The sequence below is a fragment of the Pseudomonas fluorescens genome, from assembly GCF_902497745.1.
In the GTDB taxonomy this organism is placed as follows: domain Bacteria; phylum Pseudomonadota; class Gammaproteobacteria; order Pseudomonadales; family Pseudomonadaceae; genus Aquipseudomonas; species Aquipseudomonas fluorescens_BM.
Window position 1 is genome coordinate 188444 of record NZ_CABVHJ010000007.1, and the last position, 20425, is coordinate 208868.

Here is a 20425-nt window from a genome sequence, read left to right on the forward strand (position 1 = left end):
TAAATGACCATCAACAAATCAGCGGAACGGCGGCTCGTCGAAGCTGCGCAGTTTGCGCGAGTGCAGCGAATTGAGTTCGGTGCGCAGCAAGTCCACCGCTTCGATGCCGATCTTCAAATGCTGACTGACCGCGCGTTCATAGAAGGCGTTGGCCGAACCCGGCAGCTTGATTTCGCTGTGCAGCGGTTTATCCGACACACAGAGCAACGTGCCGTAAGGCACCCGCAGGCGATAACCCTGGGCGGCAATCGTGCCGCTTTCCATGTCCACCGCGACAGCACGGGACAGGTTGATCAACGGCCGTTCCTGCGCCCAACGCAATTCCCAGTTACGGTCGTCGTAGGTCAGCACGGTGCCGGTGCGCAGGCGTTTTTTCAGATCATCACCCTTCTCGCCGGTGACATTCGCCGCCGCCTGCTGCAACGCCATTTGCACTTCGGCCAGGGCCGGGATCGGAATGTTCGGCGGCACTACGCGGTCGAGAATGCCGTCGCGACGCATGTAAGCGTGGGCCAGCACATAGTCGCCGATGGTCTGCGACTGACGCAGGCCGCCGCAGTGGCCGATCATCAGCCAGCAATGTGGACGCAGCACCGCTAGGTGGTCGGTGATGTTCTTGGCGTTGGACGGGCCGACGCCGATGTTCACCAGGGTCACACCGTGGCCATCGCTGGCGATCAGGTGATAGGCCGGCATCTGATAACGGTGCCAGACCACACCGGCAGCAATCGCCGACGCCTCGCCGTGATCCATGCCTTTCTCGATGATCACGTTACCCGGCAAGACCATGCGCACGAAACGCGGGTCGCGGCGCAACTGCTCCAGACCATGAACGATGAACTGGTCGACGTAGCGGTGATAGTTGGTCAGCAGAATCCACGGCTGCACATGGCGCCAGTCGCTACCGGTGTAATGCACCAGACGGCGCAGCGAGAAATCCACGCGCGCGGCGTCGAACAAGGCCAGCGGCAGCGGATCGGTGTTTTCCCAGTCATAGAGACCGTCGGCGATGCCATCGGTGGCGGCGGACAGATCGGTACTCGGGAACACCCGCGCCAGCACGGCAGCGGTGACGCCGGAACCGGCCAGTTCATCGCCCTGCTCGACCACGTACGGATACGGAATGTTTTGCTGGCTGACGCCGACTTCCACGGTCACGGTGAAGTCGTGCATCAATGGCGTCAGTTGTTCGAGCAGGTATTTGCGAAACGCCGCCGGGTGGGTGACGGTGACGCTGTACGTGCCCGGCAGTTGCACCTTCGCGTAAGCGCGGGTGGTCTGCGGGACTTCGCCCTGGCAGTGATAGGTCAGACGCAGTTCGGGATAACGAAACAGAGCACGCTGTGCAGCGTCGGGTTCGACGCGATCCTTGAGGTAACGCTTGAGCGCCGAGTTCAGCGCAGTGGTGGCCCGCTCATGCAACTCGGCCAGACGATCCACGGCTTGTTCGGCGGTTTGAACGACAATAAACGCTTCGGTCACGATCAGCTTCCTGTGTTCTGACTTGCAGAGCTTCATCTTGCCTGCATCGTGGCGTCACGGGAACAGTGGCGTTGTGGGTGTACCCAAATCTTCCCATCAATGGAGATCCCCTGTGGGAGCGAGCCTGCTCGCGAAAGCGGTGTATCAGTCGACATCTTTATTGAATGACCCACCGCATTCGCGAGCAGGCTCGCTCCCACAAGGGGATGTGTGGTGGGTCAGAGAATCTGTGGGGTTGAGCGGGCGACGATGGCTTCGACGTCCAGTCCGCGTGGCAAGGCGCCGTAGACCCGGCCACTACCGCTCCATCGGCTGGCAATAAACGCATCGCTGACAGCTGAGTTTCCGGCCTCAAGCAACAGTTTGGCCTGCAAACCGAGCGCGATGTCTTCAGTCAGTTGCCGCGCCCGATACTGAATATCACTGGTGTCCTTGAACTGCACCTGCAACTGCTGAATATGCGCGGCCAGGCGCTTGTCACCATGCCCATCGCCCAACTCGCTGAACAACACATCCAGCACGCCCGGCTCTTTCGACAACGCGCGCAGCACGTCCAGGCACTGCACATTCCCCGAGCCTTCCCACGTCGAATTCACCGGCGCCTCGCGGTACAGACGCGGCAGGATGCTCTCTTCGACATACCCGGCACCGCCCATGCATTCCGCTGCTTCGTTGATCATTCCCGGCGCGCGTTTGCAGATCCAGTACTTGCCCACCGCCGTCACCAGCCGCGCAAACTGCGCTTCGTGGCGATCATGCAGATGATCCAGCGCCTTGCCCATGCGCAAACTGAGGGCCAGCGCGGCTTCGCTTTCCAGGGCCAGATCAGCCAAGACGTTCTGCATCAATGGCTGTTCGCTGAGCAGTTTGCCGCCGACCTTGCGGTGCGCGCAGTGGTGGCTGGCCTGGGTCAGCGCCTGGCGCATCAGCGAACTGGAACCGACCATGCAGTCGAATCGGGTCATCGCCACCATCTCGATGATGGTTGGCACGCCGCGCCCTTCTTCGCCGACCATCCACGCCAGCGCGCCACGAAACTCCACTTCACTGGAGGCGTTGGACTGGTTGCCGAGTTTGTTTTTCAGACGCTGGATGTAGAACTGATTGCGCGTGTCATCCGGGCGATGACGTGGCAGCAGGAAGCAGCTCAAGCCCTTGTCGGTTTGCGCCAGCGTCAGGAAGGCATCGCACATTGGCGCGGAGCAGAACCACTTGTGCCCGACCAGCTCATAAGCCTGACCCGGACCACTGGCGCCGACCGGATACGCCTTGGTGGTGTTGGCGCGCACGTCGGTGCCGCCCTGTTTCTCGGTCATGGCCATGCCGATGGTCACGCCGGCCTTGTGCGCCATGCCGACATTGCGCGGATCGTATTCCGTGGCGAGGACTTTCGGCAGCCATTGCTCAGCCAGATTCGGTTGCAAACGCAGGGCCGGCACGCTGGCGAAGGTCATGGTCAACGGGCAACCGCTGCCCGCCTCGGCCTGGCTGTGCAGATAAGTCATCGAGGCGCGGGCGACATGGGCGCCATCCTGCGGGTGCGCCCATGGCAATGAGGTCAAACCGTGCTCGATCGCCGTGCGCATCAGCTCGTGATAAGCCGGGTGAAACTCCACCAGATCGATGCGATGGCCGTAGCGGTCATGGCTGGCGAACACAGGTTTGTTCTGGTTGGCAAGGAAGCCGGCTTCCATCAACGGCCCGCCGGCAAGCGCGCCGTAAGCATCGATCCGCGACTCGGCCCAACCAGCACCAAAGCGCCGCGACCACTCCTGCAGCGGCAGGTCGATGCGGTACAGATTGGTGCCGTCCAGCGACGGTGGCTGGTTGGTGACTTGGTGAGTTTCGGCGAACTGATGCAGGTTCATGACGGGGCTCCTTTGGGCAACCAAGGAACTCAGTTAAGCACCGCACCGCGACGGGTCAAAGTGTCATACCAGCCGAATTTGCGGCGCTTTTACCCTGTCAGCAGCACAGTACACGACGCTCCAGAGCCGACTGCAAATCTTCGAATTTGACCGGTTTGTTCAAGTAATCGACCGGCGCCCCCGTGGCGCAAAGCTCTCGGTCAGCGGTCAACGCCAACATGAACACCGGCAAATTCGTGCAGCCCGGCAAGGCGTGAATCTGGCAGCACAACGATGCGCCATCGTGAGCGGGTAGCTGACAATCGATCAGCACTGCGTCGAAGGTCTCTCGTTGCAAGCAATCCAATGCCGCCGCGCCGTTGTCGGCGGTACGCACGCGAAAACCGAGCTTGAGCAACATGCCGCGCATCACCAGTTGATTGACACTGTTGTCGTCCACCAACAGCACCGTGCAATCCTGTGGTGCACGCACGCAATCGCGCGAAGGCGCGCAGATCGGCGCAGTTTCGACCACTGGCAGTTCAAACTCGACGTCCAGTTGGAAGCGACTGCCACGCCCGGGCTCCGAGCGATGTGTGAGCTTGCCACCGAGCAACTCGACCAACTGTCGGCAAATCGCCAGACCAACGCCCAGGCCGCCGTATTCGCGGGTCATCGAACCGTCGAGCTGGAAGAAGCGCTGATACATCGTCGCCTCGCCCAGGTCGGTAAAACCGATACCGGTGTCGATCACTGCAAACGACAGCGCCAGACGATTATCCGTCGACGGCTTACCAGTGACGCGCAATGCCAAACCACCGATGCGAGTGAACTTGATCGCGTTATCCAGCAGACACTCCAGGCATTGCGCGAGTTTGGCGCTGTCGCCGTGCAGGCGATCCGGCAGGGTTGGCAGCACCTCGACCTTGAAGTCCAGCGACTTGCTCGACGCATTGCCGTCAAACTGCACCCGCAACGCCTCGACCACGCCACGCAGGCTGAAACTGCCCGGCGCGGCCTTGAGCTTGCCGGCCTGCAATTCGGTGAGTGTGAGGATGCCATTGACCATGCGCATCATGTCTCGCGCCGAACCGGCAGCGGTCTGCTGGTATTGCTCAAGTTCCGGATCCAGCTCGACGGTCTGCATCAATTCCAGCGAACCGATGACACCGTTCATCGGCGTGCGCAGTTCGTGGGTCAGGGTCGCCAAAAACTCATCTTTGAGCTTGTTGCTGTGGGCCAGTTGCTGGTTGAGCACTTCGAGTTTCTGCCCGGCGTCGTACAGCGTCTGCGCCTGTTGCTCGCGCATGGCGTTGATGCGATCGGCCAGCGCCAGCGACAACAGCGCCACTTCGATGGCCGAACCGATCTGGCTGGCGTACATGGTCAGGAACACGTTCGGCAGCAGGCCCAGCACCATCAGCGTGTTGACGATGCCGCCGAGCAGAAACGCCGACCAGGCGATGATGAAATAGCGCGCCACCCGCAAGCCGCGCCACCAGGCCAGAATCCCGGCGGCAAAAATCACCACGGTGAAGGTCAGCGCCAGCGTCGTCGCCAAGCGCAGGGCCAGGGCGTAAGTGGTCATCAGCGACAGGCCGATGACTAACGCACTGAACGCGATCAAGCCGATCAACAGGCGGTCGAGCCAGCGGCTGTGGGTTTTGGTCTGCAGGAAGCTGCGGGCGAACTGGCTGCCGAACAGGCCGGCGCAACCAATGAAAAAAGGCGTCGCGGCGTTGGCCCACCATGGGTTGTCCGGCCAGAAGTACTCGACCGCCGCACCGTTCACCGACAGTTGATAGAGACCAAACGAGGCAATGTAGAAGATGTAATAGAGGTAACTGGTGTCGCGCACGCTGAGGTAGATGAACAGGTTGTAAACCACCATCCCCAGCAGCACGCCGTAAATGATGCCCAGCACATACAGGCGCACCGGTTGGTCTTCGAGATACGCGGTGCTCGACCACAACGTCACCGGTGCCTGAATCGAGCCTTCGCTGGCCAGTCGCAGATATACGGTTTGCGTTTGATCCGGTTTGAAGGAGAGGTCGAACAAATAGTTGTTCTGGCGGATCTCGCGGCTGGCGAACGGCAAGGCGTCGCCGGTTTGCCGGACGAGGCGGTAGTCGCCACTGGCATCAGGCATATAAAGATCGAGATGATCGAGCGGTGGATACGCCAGTTCCAGCAGCCAGGTGCGCTGGGCGGCGGGATTGCTCGGGCGGTAATGCAGGTCGATCTTCAGCCAGAACGCCGAGCGTGAATAACCGGCATTGAGCGTGGCTTTATCGTGAGGTTTGAAATTGCCGGCGGCAGCCTGCGCGCGAACATCGGCAATGCTCGCCTGACCGCTCGGGTCTTCGAACACTTGCAGCGACCGGCCCAGAGGGAGGCTCTGGGTAAATTCGTCGAATTCGACGGCGCTCGCCAGGAGGGGCAAGCAGAACAGCAACATCAGCAAATAGCGCATTGAAGCCCCAGCGTGGCTCGTCCGGTTGTGTCAGGAAGCCCCCCATTCCCTTTGAGTAGACGTAAAACCGGTATTACCTGTTATTGGTTTGGATCCAGACTAGCATAGCCGTTGATGGCCATTGAGCACCATTGAAATTTTTCCTACAAAGGCTCTAGAACGGGCGTTCCAGAGCAAAGCAGCGAGCTAGAGCTGTTGAGTTGGTCAGGTTGTGACAGTACGGTCGGATTCTCTTGCCAGGTTATCGGCCATGCATAACGGCACTGAACCCGAAAATCAGCTTTGGTGGTAAGCTCGCGCACCATGAATATCTACAGCTCCCGCCCCGTTGTCCTCTGTCTCTCCGGCCACGACCCAAGTGGTGGCGCCGGCTTGCAGGCAGATATCGAAGCCCTGCTCGCGCAGGGTTGCCATGCGGCTCCGGCCGTCACCGCCCTGACCGTGCAAGACACCGTCAACGTCACTGACTTCCGCGTCCTCGACCGTGAGTGGGTACTGGCCCAGGCCAATGCCGTACTTAACGACTCCGAAGTCGCGGCGGTCAAACTGGGCATGCTCGGTTCGCTGGAAATGGTCGACACCGTTGTCGAACTGCTCTCGGCGCACCCGCACTTGCCAGTGGTCTGTGACCCGGTGCTGCGCGCCGGCGGCGGCGGTCGCCTGGGCAAGGACGAGGTCGGCTATGCGATGCGCGAGCGACTGCTGCCGCTGTCGATCATTGCCACCCCTAACCTTCCTGAAGCGCGAATCCTCGCCGAACTGCCCGAAGGCACCGCCGACGAGTGCGCTGAAAAACTTTTGCCGTTCGTCAAAAACCTGCTGATCACCGGCGGCCACGGCGACGAAACTGAAATCCACAACCGCGTGTACAGCCGCGACGGCCTGCGTGAAACCTTTATCTGCCAGCGTCTGCCGGGCAGCTATCACGGTTCCGGTTGCACACTGGCCAGCGCCCTCGCCGGTCGTCTGGCCCAGGGCGAACACCTGGCCAGCGCTGTACGCAGTGCTCTGGATTACACCTGGCGCACCCTGCGCGATGCCGAACAACTGGGCAAAGGCCAGTTCGTCCCGCGTCGCCTGCCGCTGGATTTCTGCTCGTAACGTCGTGAGGTCTGCCCGATGAAACTACGTGGCCTGTATGCCATTACCGACAGCCAATTGCTGGCGGGCAAGTTTCTGTCTTACGTGGAGGCGGCGCTGGAAGGCGGCGTCACCCTGCTGCAATACCGCGACAAGAGCAGCGACGAAGCCCGCCGTCTGCGCGAGGCTGAAGCGCTGCGCGACCTGTGCGAGCGCTACAAGACGCGACTGATCATCAACGATGATGCCGAACTGGCCGCGCGCCTCAACGTCGGCGTGCACCTCGGTCAGACCGACGGCCCGCTGTCGCCTACCCGCGCCCTACTCGGTTCCAAAGCAATTATCGGTTCGACCTGCCACGCGCAAATCGCGCTGGCCGAACAAGCGGCCAAAGAAGGCGCGAGTTATGTCGCCTTCGGTCGCTTCTTCAATTCCAACACCAAGCCCGGTGCGCCGAGCTGCAGCCTCGATCTGCTCGACCAAGCCAAACGCACGCTGCACCTGCCGATCTGCGCGATTGGCGGCATCAGCCTCGACAACGCCGCACCGTTGGTGGCCCACGGGGTCGACCTGCTGGCGGTGGTTCACGGCTTGTTCGGTGCCGAGAGCACCGCCGAAGTGACCCGCCGCGCCCGCGCGTTCAATGAATTACTGAAAGTCTGATTTGAGAGCCCGATCATGTCTCGTTCCGAAACCCTGTTTGCCAATGCCCAGAAACACATCCCCGGTGGAGTGAACTCGCCAGTCCGCGCATTCAAGAGCGTTGGCGGCACCCCGCTGTTTTTCAAACACGCTGAAGGCGCCTACGTCACTGACGAAGACGACAAACGTTATGTCGATTACGTCGGATCGTGGGGTCCGATGATCCTCGGCCACAGCCACCCGGACGTGCTCGACGCGGTGCGCAATCAGCTGCAACACGGCCTGTCGTACGGCGCACCGACCGCGATGGAAACCGAGATGGCCGATCTGGTCTGCTCGCTGGTGCCATCGATGGACATGGTGCGCATGGTCAGCTCCGGCACCGAAGCGACCATGAGCGCGATCCGTCTGGCCCGTGGTTACACCGGCCGCGACAGCATCATCAAGTTTGAAGGCTGCTACCACGGTCACTCCGACAGCCTGCTGGTCAAGGCCGGTTCCGGCGCCCTGACCCAAGGCGTTCCAAGCTCGGCCGGTGTGCCGGCGGCATTCGCCAAACACACCCTGACCCTGCCGTTCAACGACATCGACGCAGTTGAAAAGATGCTCGCTGAAGTTGGCGAGGACGTGGCGTGCATCATCGTTGAGCCGGTCGCCGGCAACATGAACTGCGTACCACCGGCGCCGGGCTTCCTCGAAGGCCTGCGTTCGCTGTGCGACAAACATGGCGTGGTGTTGATTTTCGACGAAGTGATGACCGGTTTCCGCGTCGCCCTCGGCGGTGCCCAGGCGTACTACGGGGTCAATCCTGACCTGACCACCTTCGGCAAGATCATCGGTGGCGGCATGCCGGTGGGCTGCTTCGGCGGCAAGCGTGAAATCATGGAACGCATCGCGCCGCTGGGTCCGGTGTATCAGGCCGGTACGCTATCGGGTAACCCACTGGCCATGGCCGCTGGTTTGACCACCCTGCGCCTGATCAGCCGTCCGGGTTTCCACGCTGAGCTGACCGACTACACCACGCGTCTGCTCGACGGTCTGCAACAACGCGCCGATGCTGCTGGCATTCCGTTCGTGACCACCCAGGCCGGCGGCATGTTCGGTCTGTACTTCAGCGGCGCCGATGACATCGTCACCTTTGAAGACGTGATGGCCAGCGACGCAGCCCTGTTCGGACGCTTCTTCCACCTGATGCTGGAAGGTGGCGTGTACCTGGCACCGAGCGCCTTCGAAGCCGGTTTCACCTCGATCGCTCACGGCGAAGCCGAGCTGAAACTGACGCTGGACGCTGCCGAACGCGCCTTCGCTGCACTGAAGTAATCGCCGTACCGCTGACGTTGGCTATCGCCAGCGTCAGCATTCACCTACATCCGCGCTGTTTTTCCGATGCTCCTGCTAAGAATCTCCCCTAAAGTGGGCGATATATTCCCCGTGCAGCAGAAAAACGAGTAAAGACTTTGTAAGGTTGGCCCTGCTTATTTCATAATGCGCGCTTATTGGATCCCTCGATGGGTCCGCGTGCCCTTCAGAGGTAAGTCGATTCCCATGAACCGCACCGGCCGCACCCTTGCCTTGGGCTGCCTGTTGCTCCTTCAGCCCCTGCTCGCGCATGCACAAGCAGGCGGCAACTCGTTGTTGATCCCGGCGATGGGTCGTTGCACCCTCAATACTCAGCCGCAAGACGTCACGCAGGCACTGGCCGCCTGCCAGAAAGCGGCGGACGAAGGGGATGCGCAAGCGCAATACGAGTTGGGTGAGTTCTACTACGACGGCAAGAATGCGCCGCGCGACCTCAATCAAGCCCTGAGCTATTTCGAAAAAGCCTCGCTGCAAGGCCACGCTCAGGCACAGTTCAAACTGGGCACGATGTTCTTCCACGGTGAAGGCGTGCAGGCCAACAATATTCAGGCGTACATCGTGCTGAAGATGGCCGCGGTCAACGGCGCTGAAGATGCGCTGGATACAGCTGACGAAGTTTCCGAAAAAATGTCCCGCGAAGATCTCGAGACTGCCACGCAAGTGCTCGGGCAAATTTTCCGTAAATACCTGATGGAACTGCAGAGCGCCGATGGGCGCACGCCGTTCTCGCCTCTTCCCTGATTTTTGCGCCGACCTTTCTGGCCTCTTCGCGAGCAAGCTCGCTCCCACAGTAGATCTCCAGTGTTCAGAAGACCCCCTGTGGGAGCGAGCCTGCTCGCGAATGAGGCGACTCGGTTTTAAGGCTTACTTCTCAGGCATCGGCACCGGGAACGGCATCACATTGCCGACCGCGCCACGGGCTTCGCTGATTTTCGGGGTGCCCAGACGTTCCACTTCGTCGATGCGCACAATCGAGTGCATCGGCACAAAGCTGCGCACCACGCCTTCGAACTGCGCCTTGAGCTTTTCTTCGCTCGGATCGACGACCACTTGCGTGCGCTCGCCAAAGACGAACTCTTCCACTTCCAGAAAACCCCACAGATCACTTTGATAGATCTGCTTGGCGTACATTTCGAACACCTGGCCCTGGTTGAGGAAAATCAGCTTATAGATTGGAGCTTCGCGTTTGGTCATGGCGGGGGGATAACATCGGGGATAAAAATGAGGGCGCAAACTATAGCATAGCCGCCGGACGCGCAGCGGTAGGAACCTGAGGGCTTGTTCCCTATAATGCCGGGTTCTTTGAATCACGTGACGACCCTACTCCATGGCCAAGAAGCTTTACATCGAAACCCACGGTTGCCAGATGAACGAGTACGACAGCTCGCGCATGGTCGATCTGCTGGGCGAACATCAGGCCCTGGAAGTCACCGCGCGTGCAGAAGACGCCGACGTGATTCTGCTCAACACCTGCTCGATCCGCGAGCGCGCGCAAGATCGCGTGTATTCGCAGCTGGGCCGCTGGCGCGAACTGAAACTGGCCAACCCGGACATGGTGATCGCCGTCGGCGGTTGCGTGGCCAGCCAGGAAGGCGCGGCGATTCGTGATCGCGCGCCGTACGTCGACGTCGTGTTCGGCCCACAGACCCTGCACCGCCTGCCGGAAATGATCGACGCCGCGCGTATCACCAAGCTGCCGCAAGTTGACGTTTCGTTCCCGGAAATCGAAAAATTCGACCACTTGCCCGAGCCGCGTATCGATGGCCCGAGCGCCTATGTGTCGGTGATGGAAGGCTGCAGCAAGTACTGCACGTTCTGCGTGGTGCCTTACACCCGTGGCGAAGAAGTCAGCCGGCCGTTCGACGATGTGATTGCCGAAGTCATCCACCTCGCCGAAAACGGCGTGCGTGAAGTGACGCTGCTCGGGCAGAACGTCAACGGCTATCGCGGTACGACCCATGACGGTCGCCTGGCTGATCTCGCCGAATTGATCCGCGTTGTCGCCGCCATCGACGGCATCGACCGCATTCGCTACACCACTTCGCACCCGCTGGAGTTCTCCGACAGCCTGATCCAGGCCCACGCCGATGTGCCGGAATTGGTCAAACACCTGCACTTGCCGGTGCAATCGGGATCCGACCGGATTCTGGCGGCAATGAAGCGCAACCACACCGCGCTGGAGTACAAATCCAAGCTGCGCAAACTGCGCGCGGCGGTGCCGGGAATCTGCATCAGTTCGGACTTTATCGTCGGTTTCCCCGGCGAGACCGAGAAAGACTTCGAACAGACCATGAAGCTGATTGCCGACGTCGGTTTCGACTTCTCCTATTCCTTCGTCTACAGCCAGCGCCCGGGCACACCGGCTGCCGATCTGGCGGATGACACGCCGGAGGAGCTGAAGAAAGAACGCTTGAACGCGCTGCAGCACCGCTTGAATCAGCAAGGTTTCGAGATCAGCCGACAAATGGTCGGCTCGATCCAGCGCATTCTGGTGACCGATTATTCGAAAAAAGACCCGGGCGAGTTGCAGGGGCGTACCGAGAATAATCGTATCGTCAACTTCCGCTGCGACAATCCAACCCTGATCGGCCAGTTCGCCGACGTGCACATCGACGCGGCGCAGCCGCACTCACTGCGCGGCTCGCTGATCCAATAACACTGCATTTCCCTGTGGGAGCGAGCCTGCTCGCGAAAGCGGTCTGTCAGACACATCAATGTTGAATGTGTCGCCGCCTTCGCGAGCAGGCTCGCTCCCACAGGTACAGCGTCAGAGGCATGAATCGGGCGACCTCATATAAGAGCTTTCGCACCCAAGCCTCTGGCGTTATCCTTGATTTCATCTTAATTGCCCCAGGGCGGCTAAATACGACCTTGAACGCACCCATAGAACCACATCGTTTTATCCTCGAGCCCTTTGAGGCTCGCCGCTTCGCCAATCTGTGCGGGCAATTCGACGAGCATTTGCGCTTGATCGAACAGCGCCTGACGATCGAGATCCGCAACCGCGGAAACCAGTTCGAGCTGATCGGCGACCCCAAACACACCACGTCTGCGGAAAATCTGATTCGTCGCCTGTACCGGGAAACCAAAGGTTCAGAGCTGTCGCCGGATACGGTGCACCTGTTCCTGCAGGAATCGGCCGTGGTCGAGCTGGACAATCACGCCCCCGCCGAAGCGTCCGTTGCCCTGCGCACCAAGAAAGGCATGATTCGCCCGCGCGGCTTGAATCAACTGCGCTACGTGAAGGAAATCCTCGGCAACGACATCAACTTCGGCATTGGCCCGGCCGGTACCGGCAAGACCTATCTGGCCGTGGCCTGCGCTGTCGATGCACTGGAACGCGAGCAGATCCGCCGCATCCTGCTGGTGCGTCCGGCGGTTGAAGCGGGTGAAAAACTCGGCTTCCTGCCCGGCGACCTGTCGCAGAAGATCGACCCGTACCTGCGCCCGCTCTACGACGCACTCTACGAGATGCTCGGCTTCGAATACGTGGCCAAGCTGATCGAACGTCAGGTGATCGAAGTTGCGCCACTGGCCTATATGCGCGGTCGCACGCTGAACAACAGCTTCATCATTCTCGACGAAAGCCAGAACACCACCGTCGAACAGATGAAGATGTTCCTGACCCGAATCGGCTTCGGTTCTACCGCCGTCATCACCGGTGACATCACCCAGGTCGACCTGCCGAAAGGCACCAAGTCGGGTCTGCACCATGTGATCGAAGTGCTTAAAGACGTGCCGGGCATCAGCTTCACGCACTTCCAGCCCAAAGACGTCGTGCGCCATCCTTTGGTACAGCGGATCGTCGAAGCCTACGAGCGCTTCGAAAACCGTGACGAAGCACCCAAGGACACCTCGCGAAATGCTTGAGCTAGACCTGCAAATCGCGACTGAAGCGAGCGCGCCGAGTCAAGCCGACTTCCGCCTGTGGTGCGAACTGGCCCTGCGCCAGCGCACCGCTGACTCGGAAATGACCATTCGTCTGGTCGACGAGGAAGAAGGCCGCGAGCTCAATCACACCTGGCGCCACAAGGATTACGCGACCAATGTCCTGTCGTTCCCGGCTGAAGTGCCTGACGAGTTTCTCGACATCCCGTTGCTTGGCGATCTGGTGATCTGCGTGGCCGTGGTCGAACGAGAAGCCGCTGAACAAGGCAAGGAACTAAAGGCCCACTGGGCACATCTGGTCATTCACGGCTGCTTGCATCTACTCGGTTACGACCATATAGATGACGAAGAAGCCGAAGAAATGGAAGCACTGGAACGCGAGTTGCTTGCCGAACTGGGCTACCCCGATCCGTACGCGGACGACGAACCCGACACATCCCCTATCGTTACAACAAAGGATTCAGAGTAATCGCTATGAGCGAAGATCGATCGAGCAACGGGCAGAAGTCATGGCTGGGTAAACTGACCCAGGCTTTTGCCCACGAGCCGAAGAACCGTCAGGAGCTCCTCGAGCTGCTGCGTGATGCACATCAGAACAAACTGCTGGACAGCGAAGCGCTGGCCATCGTCGAAGGCGCCATTCAGGTGGCTGACCTGCAAGTACGCGACATCATGGTGCCGCGTTCGCAGATGATCAGCATCAAGGCGACCCAGACACCGCGTGAATTCCTCCCGGCCGTGGTCGACTCGGCCCACTCGCGCTATCCGGTGATCGGCGAAAGCCATGACGATGTGATGGGCGTGCTGCTGGCCAAGGATCTGCTGCCGCTGATCCTCAAGGAGAACGGCGACAGCTTCAACATCAAGGATCTGCTGCGCCCGGCCACTTTCGTGCCGGAGTCCAAGCGTCTGAACGTGTTGCTGCGTGAATTCCGCGCCAACCACAACCACATGGCCATCGTCATCGACGAATACGGCGGCGTGGCGGGTCTGGTAACGATCGAAGACGTGCTGGAACAGATCGTCGGCGATATCGAAGACGAGCACGACGTCGAAGAAGACAGCTACATCAAGCCGCTGCCAAGTGGCGACTTCCTGATCAAGGCGCTGACGCCTATCGAGAACTTCAACGAGTTCTTCGACAGCGAATTCTCTGATGACGAGTTCGACACCGTCGGCGGCCTGGTGATGAGCGCGTTCGGGCACTTGCCAAAACGCAACGAAATCACTGAAATCGGCGCCTATCGTTTCCGCATCCTGAATGCCGACAGCCGTCGGATTCATTTGCTGCGACTGACGCCAATTGCTCGTTAATTCTAAGGACTGAAATGCGCTGGACAACCCGCCCCGGCTGGCCCGGTAACCTGCTGGCCGTGGCGGCCGGTGCAATCACCACGTTCGCTCTGGCACCTTTCAACATCTGGCCACTGGCTTTGCTGGCGGTCGGTCTGTTCTATGCAGGCTTGCGTGAGCTGAGCCCGCGTCAGGCGCTGGGCCGTGGCTGGTGCTTCGGTTTCGGCCTGTTCGGCGCCGGCACCAGCTGGATCTACTACAGCATTCACCACTTCGGCGGCGCTTCAGTGTTGCTGGCCGGTTTCCTGATGCTGCTGTTTACCGCAGCGATTGCCTGGTTCTTCGCCCTGCCAGCCTGGATTTGGGCGCGCTGGCTGCGCCGTAACGAAGCGCCCGTGGCGGATGCTTTGGCGTTTGCTGCGCTGTGGGTCGGTCAGGAAGCATTTCGCGGTTGGTTCCTCACCGGTTTCCCTTGGTTGTACTCCGGTTACAGTCAGCTCGACGGGCCGTTGTCCGGACTCGCGCCGGTCGGTGGCATGTGGCTGGTGTCGTTCGTGCTGGCGCTAACCGCCGCGCTGATCTACAACGCGCGGCGCCTGCTGCAAAGCGACCGCAAAGGTTTTGTCGTTGCGGGGCTGGTGCTGCTGCTGGGTCCCTGGATTGCCGGTATCGCGCTCAAAGGCCACGCCTGGACCAGCCCGTCCGGCGCACCTCTGACTGTTGCCGCGATTCAAGGCAACGTCGCACAAAGCATGAAATGGGACCCGGCCGAACTCAACGCACAACTGGCGCTGTACCGCGACTTGAGCTTCCGCTCGAAACCGGTCGATCTGCTGATCTGGCCGGAAACCGCCGTGCCGGTACTCAAGGAGTCCGCCGAAGGTTACCTGAGCATGATGGGGACCTTCGCCGCCGAACGTAAATCGGCGCTGATCACGGGCGTGCCGATTCGCCAAACGGTTCGTCACGAAAAACGCTTCTTCAACGGCATCACCGTAGTAGGCGAAGGCGATGGCACTTACCTGAAGCAAAAACTGGTGCCATTCGGCGAATACGTGCCGCTGCAGGATGTGCTGCGCGGGCTGATCGCCTTCTTCGATCTACCGATGTCGGACTTTGCCCGCGGCCCCGCCGATCAGGCACTGCTGCAAGCCAAGGGTTATCAGATTGCGCCGTTCATCTGCTACGAAGTGGTCTATCCGGAATTTGCCGCCAGCCTGTCGGCGCGTAGTGATCTGCTGCTGACGATCAGTAACGACACGTGGTTCGGCACCTCGATTGGCCCGCTGCAACATTTGCAGATGGCGCAGATGCGTGCGCTGGAGGCCGGGCGCTGGATGATCCGCGCAACCAACAACGGCGTGACCGGGTTGATCAACCCGTTCGGGCAGATCACCGAGCAGATTCCGCAGTTTGAACAGGGCATTCTGTACGGCGAAGTGGTGCCGATGCACAACCTGACGCCGTATCTGCAATGGCGTTCGTGGCCATTGATCATCCTGTGCGTGCTGTTGTTTGGCTGGGCACTGATGGCGAGCCGGATGTCGAAAACCCTTTAAAGCCTGCGACAATGATCGTTCCCACGCAGAGCGTGGGAATGATCAGTCAGCCCGGTAAAACAGTGAATACCCCACCTGCCCCACCGCCTCGTTCAGCAACTGCCCGCTCTGCCAGATCGACTTGAACTCCGGCAACCAGCCACCAAACGGCCTCGCATTATCAGTGCCCAAAAAGCCCACCGGCGCCGGTACCACTTCAAATCCTGCCTGTTCAAAACTCCAGACTGATCGGGGCATGTGCCACGCCTGTGTCACCACTACTACGCGCTTGACTCCCTGCGGCAAAAGGATATCGGCGGTGAACCTGGCGTTTTCCCACGTCGTACGGCTTTCACCTTCCTGCCAACGCACTGTCACGCCAAAATCGTCGCGCAATGAGTCCGCCATCAACTTCGCCTCAGTCGGCGGTGTACCGTAATGCAAGCCACCCGTGGTCAGAATCGGCAAACCGGACGCTTTGGCCAGCCGCGCCGCATAACGCTGACGTTCAAGCCCCACGCCGGTCGGCTGATCCTCGCCCCAGGCCAGATCGCCGCGCTCGCGCCCGGAACCCAGTACCACAATCGCATCAGCTCGCTGCGCCAACGTCGCCCACTCTTCACGGGCCAATGGCGGTTCGCGCTCGAGCGCCTTCGCGCCCCACTGCACGACCACCGGCAGGCTCATCAGCCACAATCCGCCAAAGCCAAGCGTAAAGCACACGCCAGCCAGGCGCGGCCGTGAGCGGCGTAGCCACCACGCAGCCAGCAACAGCAGCAAAAGAATGCCGGGCGGCAATAAAAGTTGTTTGATGAAATAACGAAAGGGCATCGGGCATCTCCACAGATGCCCGAAGCCTAAGAGTGTTAATAAAGCGTTACAACCAATAGGTGGGATCCTGTTGAAAAAGATCCGGTTCCTGACCTGCCATGCGCTTACTTGGCCTGCACAGAGCGAACCTTGACGGTGTCTCTGCCGGGCGCCTTGTCCTTGAGCCAGATGACCTTGGCCGAATGTGCTGCATCGAGCTGCTTCACTGCCTGTGACAAGCATCCGTGCGATTCACGTTCACTGCGATCCAGATAGGCCTTGACCAGTTTGAACTCAGCGGGGCTCAAGCCACGCAATTCCAGTTCCAGGGGGCGCTCGTCGCGCAGCCGGTCAGCGGTTTTTACAGCGTCCAGGGCCATACCCAGACGGTCGATCAACCTTTCGTACAACTCGGGTTTAGTCACTTTTTTCTGCCGTTGCTCCACCATCCCTCACCTCATTGAAGATAAGACTCACTCCCCAGTTAGAGCTTAGCTTCGCTGCACAAACCGGCTGCACGCCGCGACCAACGGCCCTCGCCACGGATTGGCCGGGGAAAACAGCTGTAATCAGGGTTTCCCTAGGCCAAGCGCGGTCATGTATGCTACGGCGCTTCCTGTAATTCCACTTCCAGCTCGTCCGGGCCAACCCCGGAACCTGCGTTGAAGAGGATTAGGCCACCCCTATCCAGTACAAAAGTAGCCATGCACGAACAATATCAGCCCCGTGAAATCGAAGCCGCCGCCCAGTCATTCTGGGACGAGCAAAAGTCCTTTGAAGTCAGTGAACAGCCAGGCAAGGAAACCTACTACTGCCTGTCGATGTTCCCTTACCCCAGCGGCAAGCTACACATGGGGCACGTGCGCAACTACACCATCGGCGACGTGATCTCCCGCTACCAGCGCATGCTCGGCAAGAACGTTCTGCAACCGATGGGCTGGGACGCATTCGGCATGCCGGCGGAAAACGCCGCGATGAAGAACAATGTCGCCCCTGCCAAGTGGACCTACGAGAACATCGCCTACATGAAAACCCAGCTGCGCAGCCTGGGTCTGGCGGTCGACTGGTCGCGCGAAGTCACCACCTGCAAACCGGATTACTACCGCTGGGAACAATGGCTGTTCACTCGCCTGTTCGAAAAAGGTGTGATCTACCGTAAAAACGGCACCGTGAACTGGGACCCGATCGACCAGACCGTTCTGGCCAATGAACAGGTGATCGACGGTCGCGGCTGGCGTTCCGGCGCGCTGATCGAAAAGCGCGAAATCCCGATGTACTACTTCAAGATCACCGCTTACGCGGATGAGCTGCTGGAGAGCCTCGACGAGCTGACGGGCTGGCCTGAACAGGTCAAGACCATGCAGCGCAACTGGATCGGCAAATCCCGCGGCATGGAAGTGCAGTTCCCGTACAACGTCGATTCCATTGGCGAAGCCGGCACTCTGAAAGTCTTCACTACCCGTCCGGACACCCTGATGGGCGCGACCTATGTCGCCGTGGCCGCTGAGCACCCGCTGGCCACCCTGGCCGCGAAAAACAACGCTGAGCTGCAAGCGTTCATCGCTGAATGCAAGGGCGGCAGCGTTGCCGAAGCCGACGTCGCCACCCAAGAGAAAAAAGGCCTGCCGACCGGCCTGTTCGTCGAGCACCCGCTGACCGGTGAAAAACTCCCGGTGTGGGTCGCCAACTACGTGCTTATGCACTACGGCGACGGCGCTGTAATGGCCGTGCCGGCGCACGACGAGCGCGATTTCGAATTCGCTCACAAGTACAACCTGCCGGTGAAATCGGTAGTGCGTACCAGCTCCGGCGACAGCAACCCGGCCCCGTGGCAAGACGCCTACGGCGAGCATGGCACGCTGATCAACTCCGGCGAGTTCGACGGTCTCGACTTCGCTGGTGCGTTCGACGCCATGGAAGTCGCCCTGATCAAGAAAGAACTGGGCGCCTCGCGTACCCAGTTCCGCCTGCGCGACTGGGGCATCAGCCGCCAGCGCTACTGGGGCTGCCCGATCCCGATCATTCACTGCGATGCCTGCGGTGACGTGCCGGTGCCGGAAGATCAACTGCCGGTCGTCCTGCCGGAAGACGTGGTGCCGGACGGCGCCGGTTCGCCGCTGGCACGCATGCCTGAGTTTTACGAGTGCAGCTGCCCGAAATGCGGCCAGCCTGCCAAGCGTGAAACCGACACCATGGACACCTTCGTCGAGTCGTCGTGGTACTACGCCCGTTACGCCTCGCCGCACTTTGAAGGTGGCTTGGTAGAAAAATCCGCAGCCGACCACTGGTTGCCGGTCGATCAGTACATCGGCGGTATCGAACACGCGATTCTGCACCTGCTCTATGCGCGTTTCTTCCACAAGCTGATGCGTGACGAAGGCCTGGTCAGCTCCAACGAGCCATTCAAGAACCTGCTGACCCAAGGCATGGTGATCGCTGAAACCTACTATCGTCGTGAAGCCAACGGTGCCTACACCTGGTTCAACCCGGCGGACGTGGAACTCGAGCGCGACAGCAAAGCCAAGGTCATCAGCGCCAAGCTGAAATCCGACGGCCTGCCGGTGGAAATCGGCGGCACTGAGAAGATGGCCAAGTCGAAGAACAACGGCGTCGACCCACAGTCGATGATCGATCAGTTCGGCGCCGACACCTGCCGCCTGTTCATGATGTTCGCCTCGCCACCTGACATGAGCGCTGAGTGGTCCGATTCCGGCGTTGAAGGTTCGCACCGCTTCCTCAAGCGCGTCTGGCGTCTGGCCCAGGCTCACGTCAGTCAGGCCTTGCCGGGCAAACTGGACATCGCCAGCCTGAACGACGAGCAGAAAGCCGTTCGCCGTTCGATCCACGTGGCCATCAAGCAAGCCAGCCACGACGTCGGCCAGAATCATAAATTCAACACCGCCATCGCTCAGGTGATGACGCTGATGAACGTGCTGGAAAAAGCAGCGCAAGCTACCGAGCAGGATCGCGCGTTGATTCACGAAGGTCTGGAAGCCGTGACGCTGTTGCTGGCGCCAATCACGCCGCACATCAGCCACGAATTGTGGAACAGGCTGGGGCACGCTGACGCCGTCATCGACGCCGGCTGGCCGGCAGTCGACGAAAGCGCTCTGGTGCAGGACAGCCTGACCCTGGTGATCCAGGTCAACGGCAAGCTGCGCGGTCAGATCGATATGCCTGCCAGTGCGACGCGTGAAGAAGTGGAAGCGGCAGCCCGCGCCAACGAAAACGTATTGCGTTTCGTCGATGGTCTGACCATTCGTAAAGTGATCGTAGTGCCCGGGAAACTGGTCAATATCGTCGCCAGCTAATTGGATCGGGCGTCAGGTTCGCCTGACGCCAAGTAAAACCTTTCGGGCCGTACAGTCGGCCCACGTGGTTTCAAGGGGAGCAACACAATGATCAAACGCAATCTGCTGGTGATGGGCCTCGCCGTTCTGTTGAGCGCCTGCGGTTTCCAGCTGCGCGGTACCGGCACCAACGAACTGTCGATCAAGGAACTCGACCTGAGCGCCCGTAACGCCTATGGCGAGACGGTCACGCAACTGCGTCAGGTGCTGGAGTCGAGCGGCGTCAAGGTCTACTCCGGCGCACCGTACAAGCTGTTCCTGGCTGACCAGCAGGAGAGCCAGCGCATCCTCAGCTACGCCGGTGCCGGTCGTACGGGCGAGTATCAGGTCAACACTGTTCTGAAATATGAGATCCGTGGCGAAAAGAACCTGCAGCTGCTCAGCGACCAACTTGAAGTTCAGAAAGTGTTTATCCACGACGGTAACAACCTCGTGGGTTCCGATCAGGAAGCCAACGATGCTCGTCGCGAAACCACTCGCGAACTGGTTCAGCGCATGATGCTGCGTCTGCAGCAACTGACGCCGGGCCAGCTGCAACAACTGCAGCAAGCCGCCAATGACCGCGCCAAGGCAGAAGCCGATGCGCTGCAAGCGGCGCAAAAGGCTGAAGCGGAAACCCCGCGTCAGTCGCCGCTCGAAATACCGCAGCAGTAAGACGTTCGG

The 20425-nt window shown here is 60.2% G+C and carries 17 protein-coding genes; 11 read left to right on the plus strand and 6 right to left on the minus strand.

Annotated features, from left to right (window positions below):
- Positions 1 to 18: 18 nt before the first annotated feature.
- The 3 genes from amn to F8N44_RS13325 all read right to left on the minus strand — a co-directional run bounded on the left by amn (position 19) and on the right by F8N44_RS13325 (position 5802).
- Positions 19 to 1518: an AMP nucleosidase gene (gene amn, locus F8N44_RS13310; protein WP_163019592.1), complete on the minus strand. Its 1500-nt coding sequence runs from the start codon at positions 1516 to 1518 to the stop codon at positions 19 to 21.
- Between the two features lie 182 nt (positions 1519 to 1700).
- Positions 1701 to 3350 carry an acyl-CoA dehydrogenase family protein gene (locus F8N44_RS13320; RefSeq protein ID WP_150650609.1) on the minus strand — a complete coding sequence of 550 codons (1650 nt, stop codon included), beginning with the start codon at positions 3348 to 3350 and terminating at the stop codon, positions 1701 to 1703.
- 97 nt (positions 3351 to 3447) lie between these two features.
- A complete protein-coding gene (locus F8N44_RS13325) occupies positions 3448 to 5802 on the minus strand; it encodes a hybrid sensor histidine kinase/response regulator (RefSeq protein WP_150650610.1) in 2355 nt (784 codons plus the stop codon).
- Between the two features lie 303 nt (positions 5803 to 6105).
- Between F8N44_RS13325 and F8N44_RS13330 the strand changes: the two genes are divergently transcribed.
- The 4 genes from F8N44_RS13330 to F8N44_RS13345 all read left to right on the plus strand — a co-directional run bounded on the left by F8N44_RS13330 (position 6106) and on the right by F8N44_RS13345 (position 9624).
- A complete protein-coding gene (locus F8N44_RS13330; RefSeq protein ID WP_007909650.1) occupies positions 6106 to 6903 on the plus strand; it encodes a hydroxymethylpyrimidine/phosphomethylpyrimidine kinase in 798 nt (265 codons plus the stop codon).
- Between the two features lie 18 nt (positions 6904 to 6921).
- Positions 6922 to 7545, plus strand: a complete 624-nt coding sequence (gene thiE, locus F8N44_RS13335) for a thiamine phosphate synthase (protein ID WP_150650611.1) — start codon at positions 6922 to 6924, stop codon at positions 7543 to 7545.
- 15 nt (positions 7546 to 7560) lie between these two features.
- Positions 7561 to 8844, plus strand: coding sequence for a glutamate-1-semialdehyde 2,1-aminomutase (hemL, locus tag F8N44_RS13340; protein ID WP_038361864.1), 1284 nt, complete (start codon positions 7561 to 7563; stop codon positions 8842 to 8844).
- 225 nt (positions 8845 to 9069) lie between these two features.
- Entirely contained in the window at positions 9070 to 9624 is a 555-nt protein-coding gene (locus tag F8N44_RS13345) for a tetratricopeptide repeat protein (protein WP_003228518.1), read from the plus strand.
- 123 nt (positions 9625 to 9747) lie between these two features.
- On the opposite strand, the gene F8N44_RS13350 is transcribed toward F8N44_RS13345, so the two are convergent.
- Positions 9748 to 10077, minus strand: a complete 330-nt coding sequence (locus tag F8N44_RS13350) for a DUF1820 family protein (protein ID WP_150650612.1) — start codon at positions 10075 to 10077, stop codon at positions 9748 to 9750.
- Positions 10078 to 10210: 133 nt separating this feature from the next.
- Here F8N44_RS13350 and miaB point away from each other — a divergent pair, with 133 nt between their 5' ends.
- From miaB to lnt, 5 genes are all read left to right on the plus strand, one after another.
- Positions 10211 to 11539 carry a tRNA (N6-isopentenyl adenosine(37)-C2)-methylthiotransferase MiaB gene (miaB, locus tag F8N44_RS13355; protein WP_034153780.1) on the plus strand — a complete coding sequence of 443 codons (1329 nt, stop codon included), beginning with the start codon at positions 10211 to 10213 and terminating at the stop codon, positions 11537 to 11539.
- A 215-nt stretch (positions 11540 to 11754) separates the two neighbouring features.
- Complete coding sequence (locus F8N44_RS13360) at positions 11755 to 12753, plus strand: PhoH family protein (protein ID WP_038361873.1); 999 nt, start codon at positions 11755 to 11757, stop codon at positions 12751 to 12753.
- Positions 12746 to 13240, plus strand: a complete 495-nt coding sequence (ybeY, locus tag F8N44_RS13365; protein WP_150650613.1) for an rRNA maturation RNase YbeY — start codon at positions 12746 to 12748, stop codon at positions 13238 to 13240. Before F8N44_RS13360 ends, ybeY begins: the two co-directional genes overlap by 8 nt.
- Before the next feature lie 5 nt (positions 13241 to 13245).
- A complete protein-coding gene (locus tag F8N44_RS13370; protein ID WP_007909641.1) occupies positions 13246 to 14085 on the plus strand; it encodes an HlyC/CorC family transporter in 840 nt (279 codons plus the stop codon).
- A gap of 14 nt (positions 14086 to 14099) precedes the next feature.
- Positions 14100 to 15623: an apolipoprotein N-acyltransferase gene (lnt, locus tag F8N44_RS13375; protein WP_150650614.1), complete on the plus strand. Its 1524-nt coding sequence runs from the start codon at positions 14100 to 14102 to the stop codon at positions 15621 to 15623.
- Between the two features lie 42 nt (positions 15624 to 15665).
- On the opposite strand, the gene F8N44_RS13380 is transcribed toward lnt, so the two are convergent.
- Both F8N44_RS13380 and F8N44_RS13385 read right to left on the minus strand, forming a co-directional pair.
- Complete coding sequence (locus F8N44_RS13380; protein ID WP_150650615.1) at positions 15666 to 16433, minus strand: YdcF family protein; 768 nt, start codon at positions 16431 to 16433, stop codon at positions 15666 to 15668.
- A 104-nt stretch (positions 16434 to 16537) separates the two neighbouring features.
- Positions 16538 to 16861: a hypothetical protein gene (locus tag F8N44_RS13385; protein WP_134177208.1), complete on the minus strand. Its 324-nt coding sequence runs from the start codon at positions 16859 to 16861 to the stop codon at positions 16538 to 16540.
- 255 nt (positions 16862 to 17116) lie between these two features.
- Here F8N44_RS13385 and leuS point away from each other — a divergent pair, with 255 nt between their 5' ends.
- Both leuS and lptE read left to right on the plus strand, forming a co-directional pair.
- A complete protein-coding gene (gene leuS / locus F8N44_RS13390; RefSeq protein WP_150650616.1) occupies positions 17117 to 19723 on the plus strand; it encodes a leucine--tRNA ligase in 2607 nt (868 codons plus the stop codon).
- Between the two features lie 87 nt (positions 19724 to 19810).
- Positions 19811 to 20416 (plus strand): LPS assembly lipoprotein LptE, encoded by a 606-nt coding sequence (gene lptE / locus F8N44_RS13395; protein ID WP_150650617.1) that lies wholly within the window; start codon positions 19811 to 19813, stop codon positions 20414 to 20416.
- Positions 20417 to 20425: the final 9 nt, after the last annotated feature.

Coding starts and splice junctions, on each gene's coding strand:
- amn (WP_163019592.1), bottom strand. CDS start 1,518: ATGAAGCTCTGCAAGTCAGAACACAGGAAGCTGATCGTGACCGAAGCG.
- hemL (WP_038361864.1), top strand. CDS start 7,561: ATGTCTCGTTCCGAAACCCTGTTTGCCAATGCCCAGAAACACATCCCC.
- F8N44_RS13330 (WP_007909650.1), top strand. CDS start 6,106: ATGAATATCTACAGCTCCCGCCCCGTTGTCCTCTGTCTCTCCGGCCAC.
- thiE (WP_150650611.1), top strand. CDS start 6,922: ATGAAACTACGTGGCCTGTATGCCATTACCGACAGCCAATTGCTGGCG.
- F8N44_RS13345 (WP_003228518.1), top strand. CDS start 9,070: ATGAACCGCACCGGCCGCACCCTTGCCTTGGGCTGCCTGTTGCTCCTT.
- leuS (WP_150650616.1), top strand. CDS start 17,117: ATGCACGAACAATATCAGCCCCGTGAAATCGAAGCCGCCGCCCAGTCA.
- F8N44_RS13370 (WP_007909641.1), top strand. CDS start 13,246: ATGAGCGAAGATCGATCGAGCAACGGGCAGAAGTCATGGCTGGGTAAA.
- F8N44_RS13350 (WP_150650612.1), bottom strand. CDS start 10,077: ATGACCAAACGCGAAGCTCCAATCTATAAGCTGATTTTCCTCAACCAG.
- lptE (WP_150650617.1), top strand. CDS start 19,811: ATGATCAAACGCAATCTGCTGGTGATGGGCCTCGCCGTTCTGTTGAGC.
- miaB (WP_034153780.1), top strand. CDS start 10,211: ATGGCCAAGAAGCTTTACATCGAAACCCACGGTTGCCAGATGAACGAG.
- F8N44_RS13320 (WP_150650609.1), bottom strand. CDS start 3,350: ATGAACCTGCATCAGTTCGCCGAAACTCACCAAGTCACCAACCAGCCA.
- lnt (WP_150650614.1), top strand. CDS start 14,100: ATGCGCTGGACAACCCGCCCCGGCTGGCCCGGTAACCTGCTGGCCGTG.
- F8N44_RS13385 (WP_134177208.1), bottom strand. CDS start 16,861: ATGGTGGAGCAACGGCAGAAAAAAGTGACTAAACCCGAGTTGTACGAA.
- F8N44_RS13380 (WP_150650615.1), bottom strand. CDS start 16,433: ATGCCCTTTCGTTATTTCATCAAACAACTTTTATTGCCGCCCGGCATT.
- F8N44_RS13325 (WP_150650610.1), bottom strand. CDS start 5,802: ATGCGCTATTTGCTGATGTTGCTGTTCTGCTTGCCCCTCCTGGCGAGC.
- ybeY (WP_150650613.1), top strand. CDS start 12,746: ATGCTTGAGCTAGACCTGCAAATCGCGACTGAAGCGAGCGCGCCGAGT.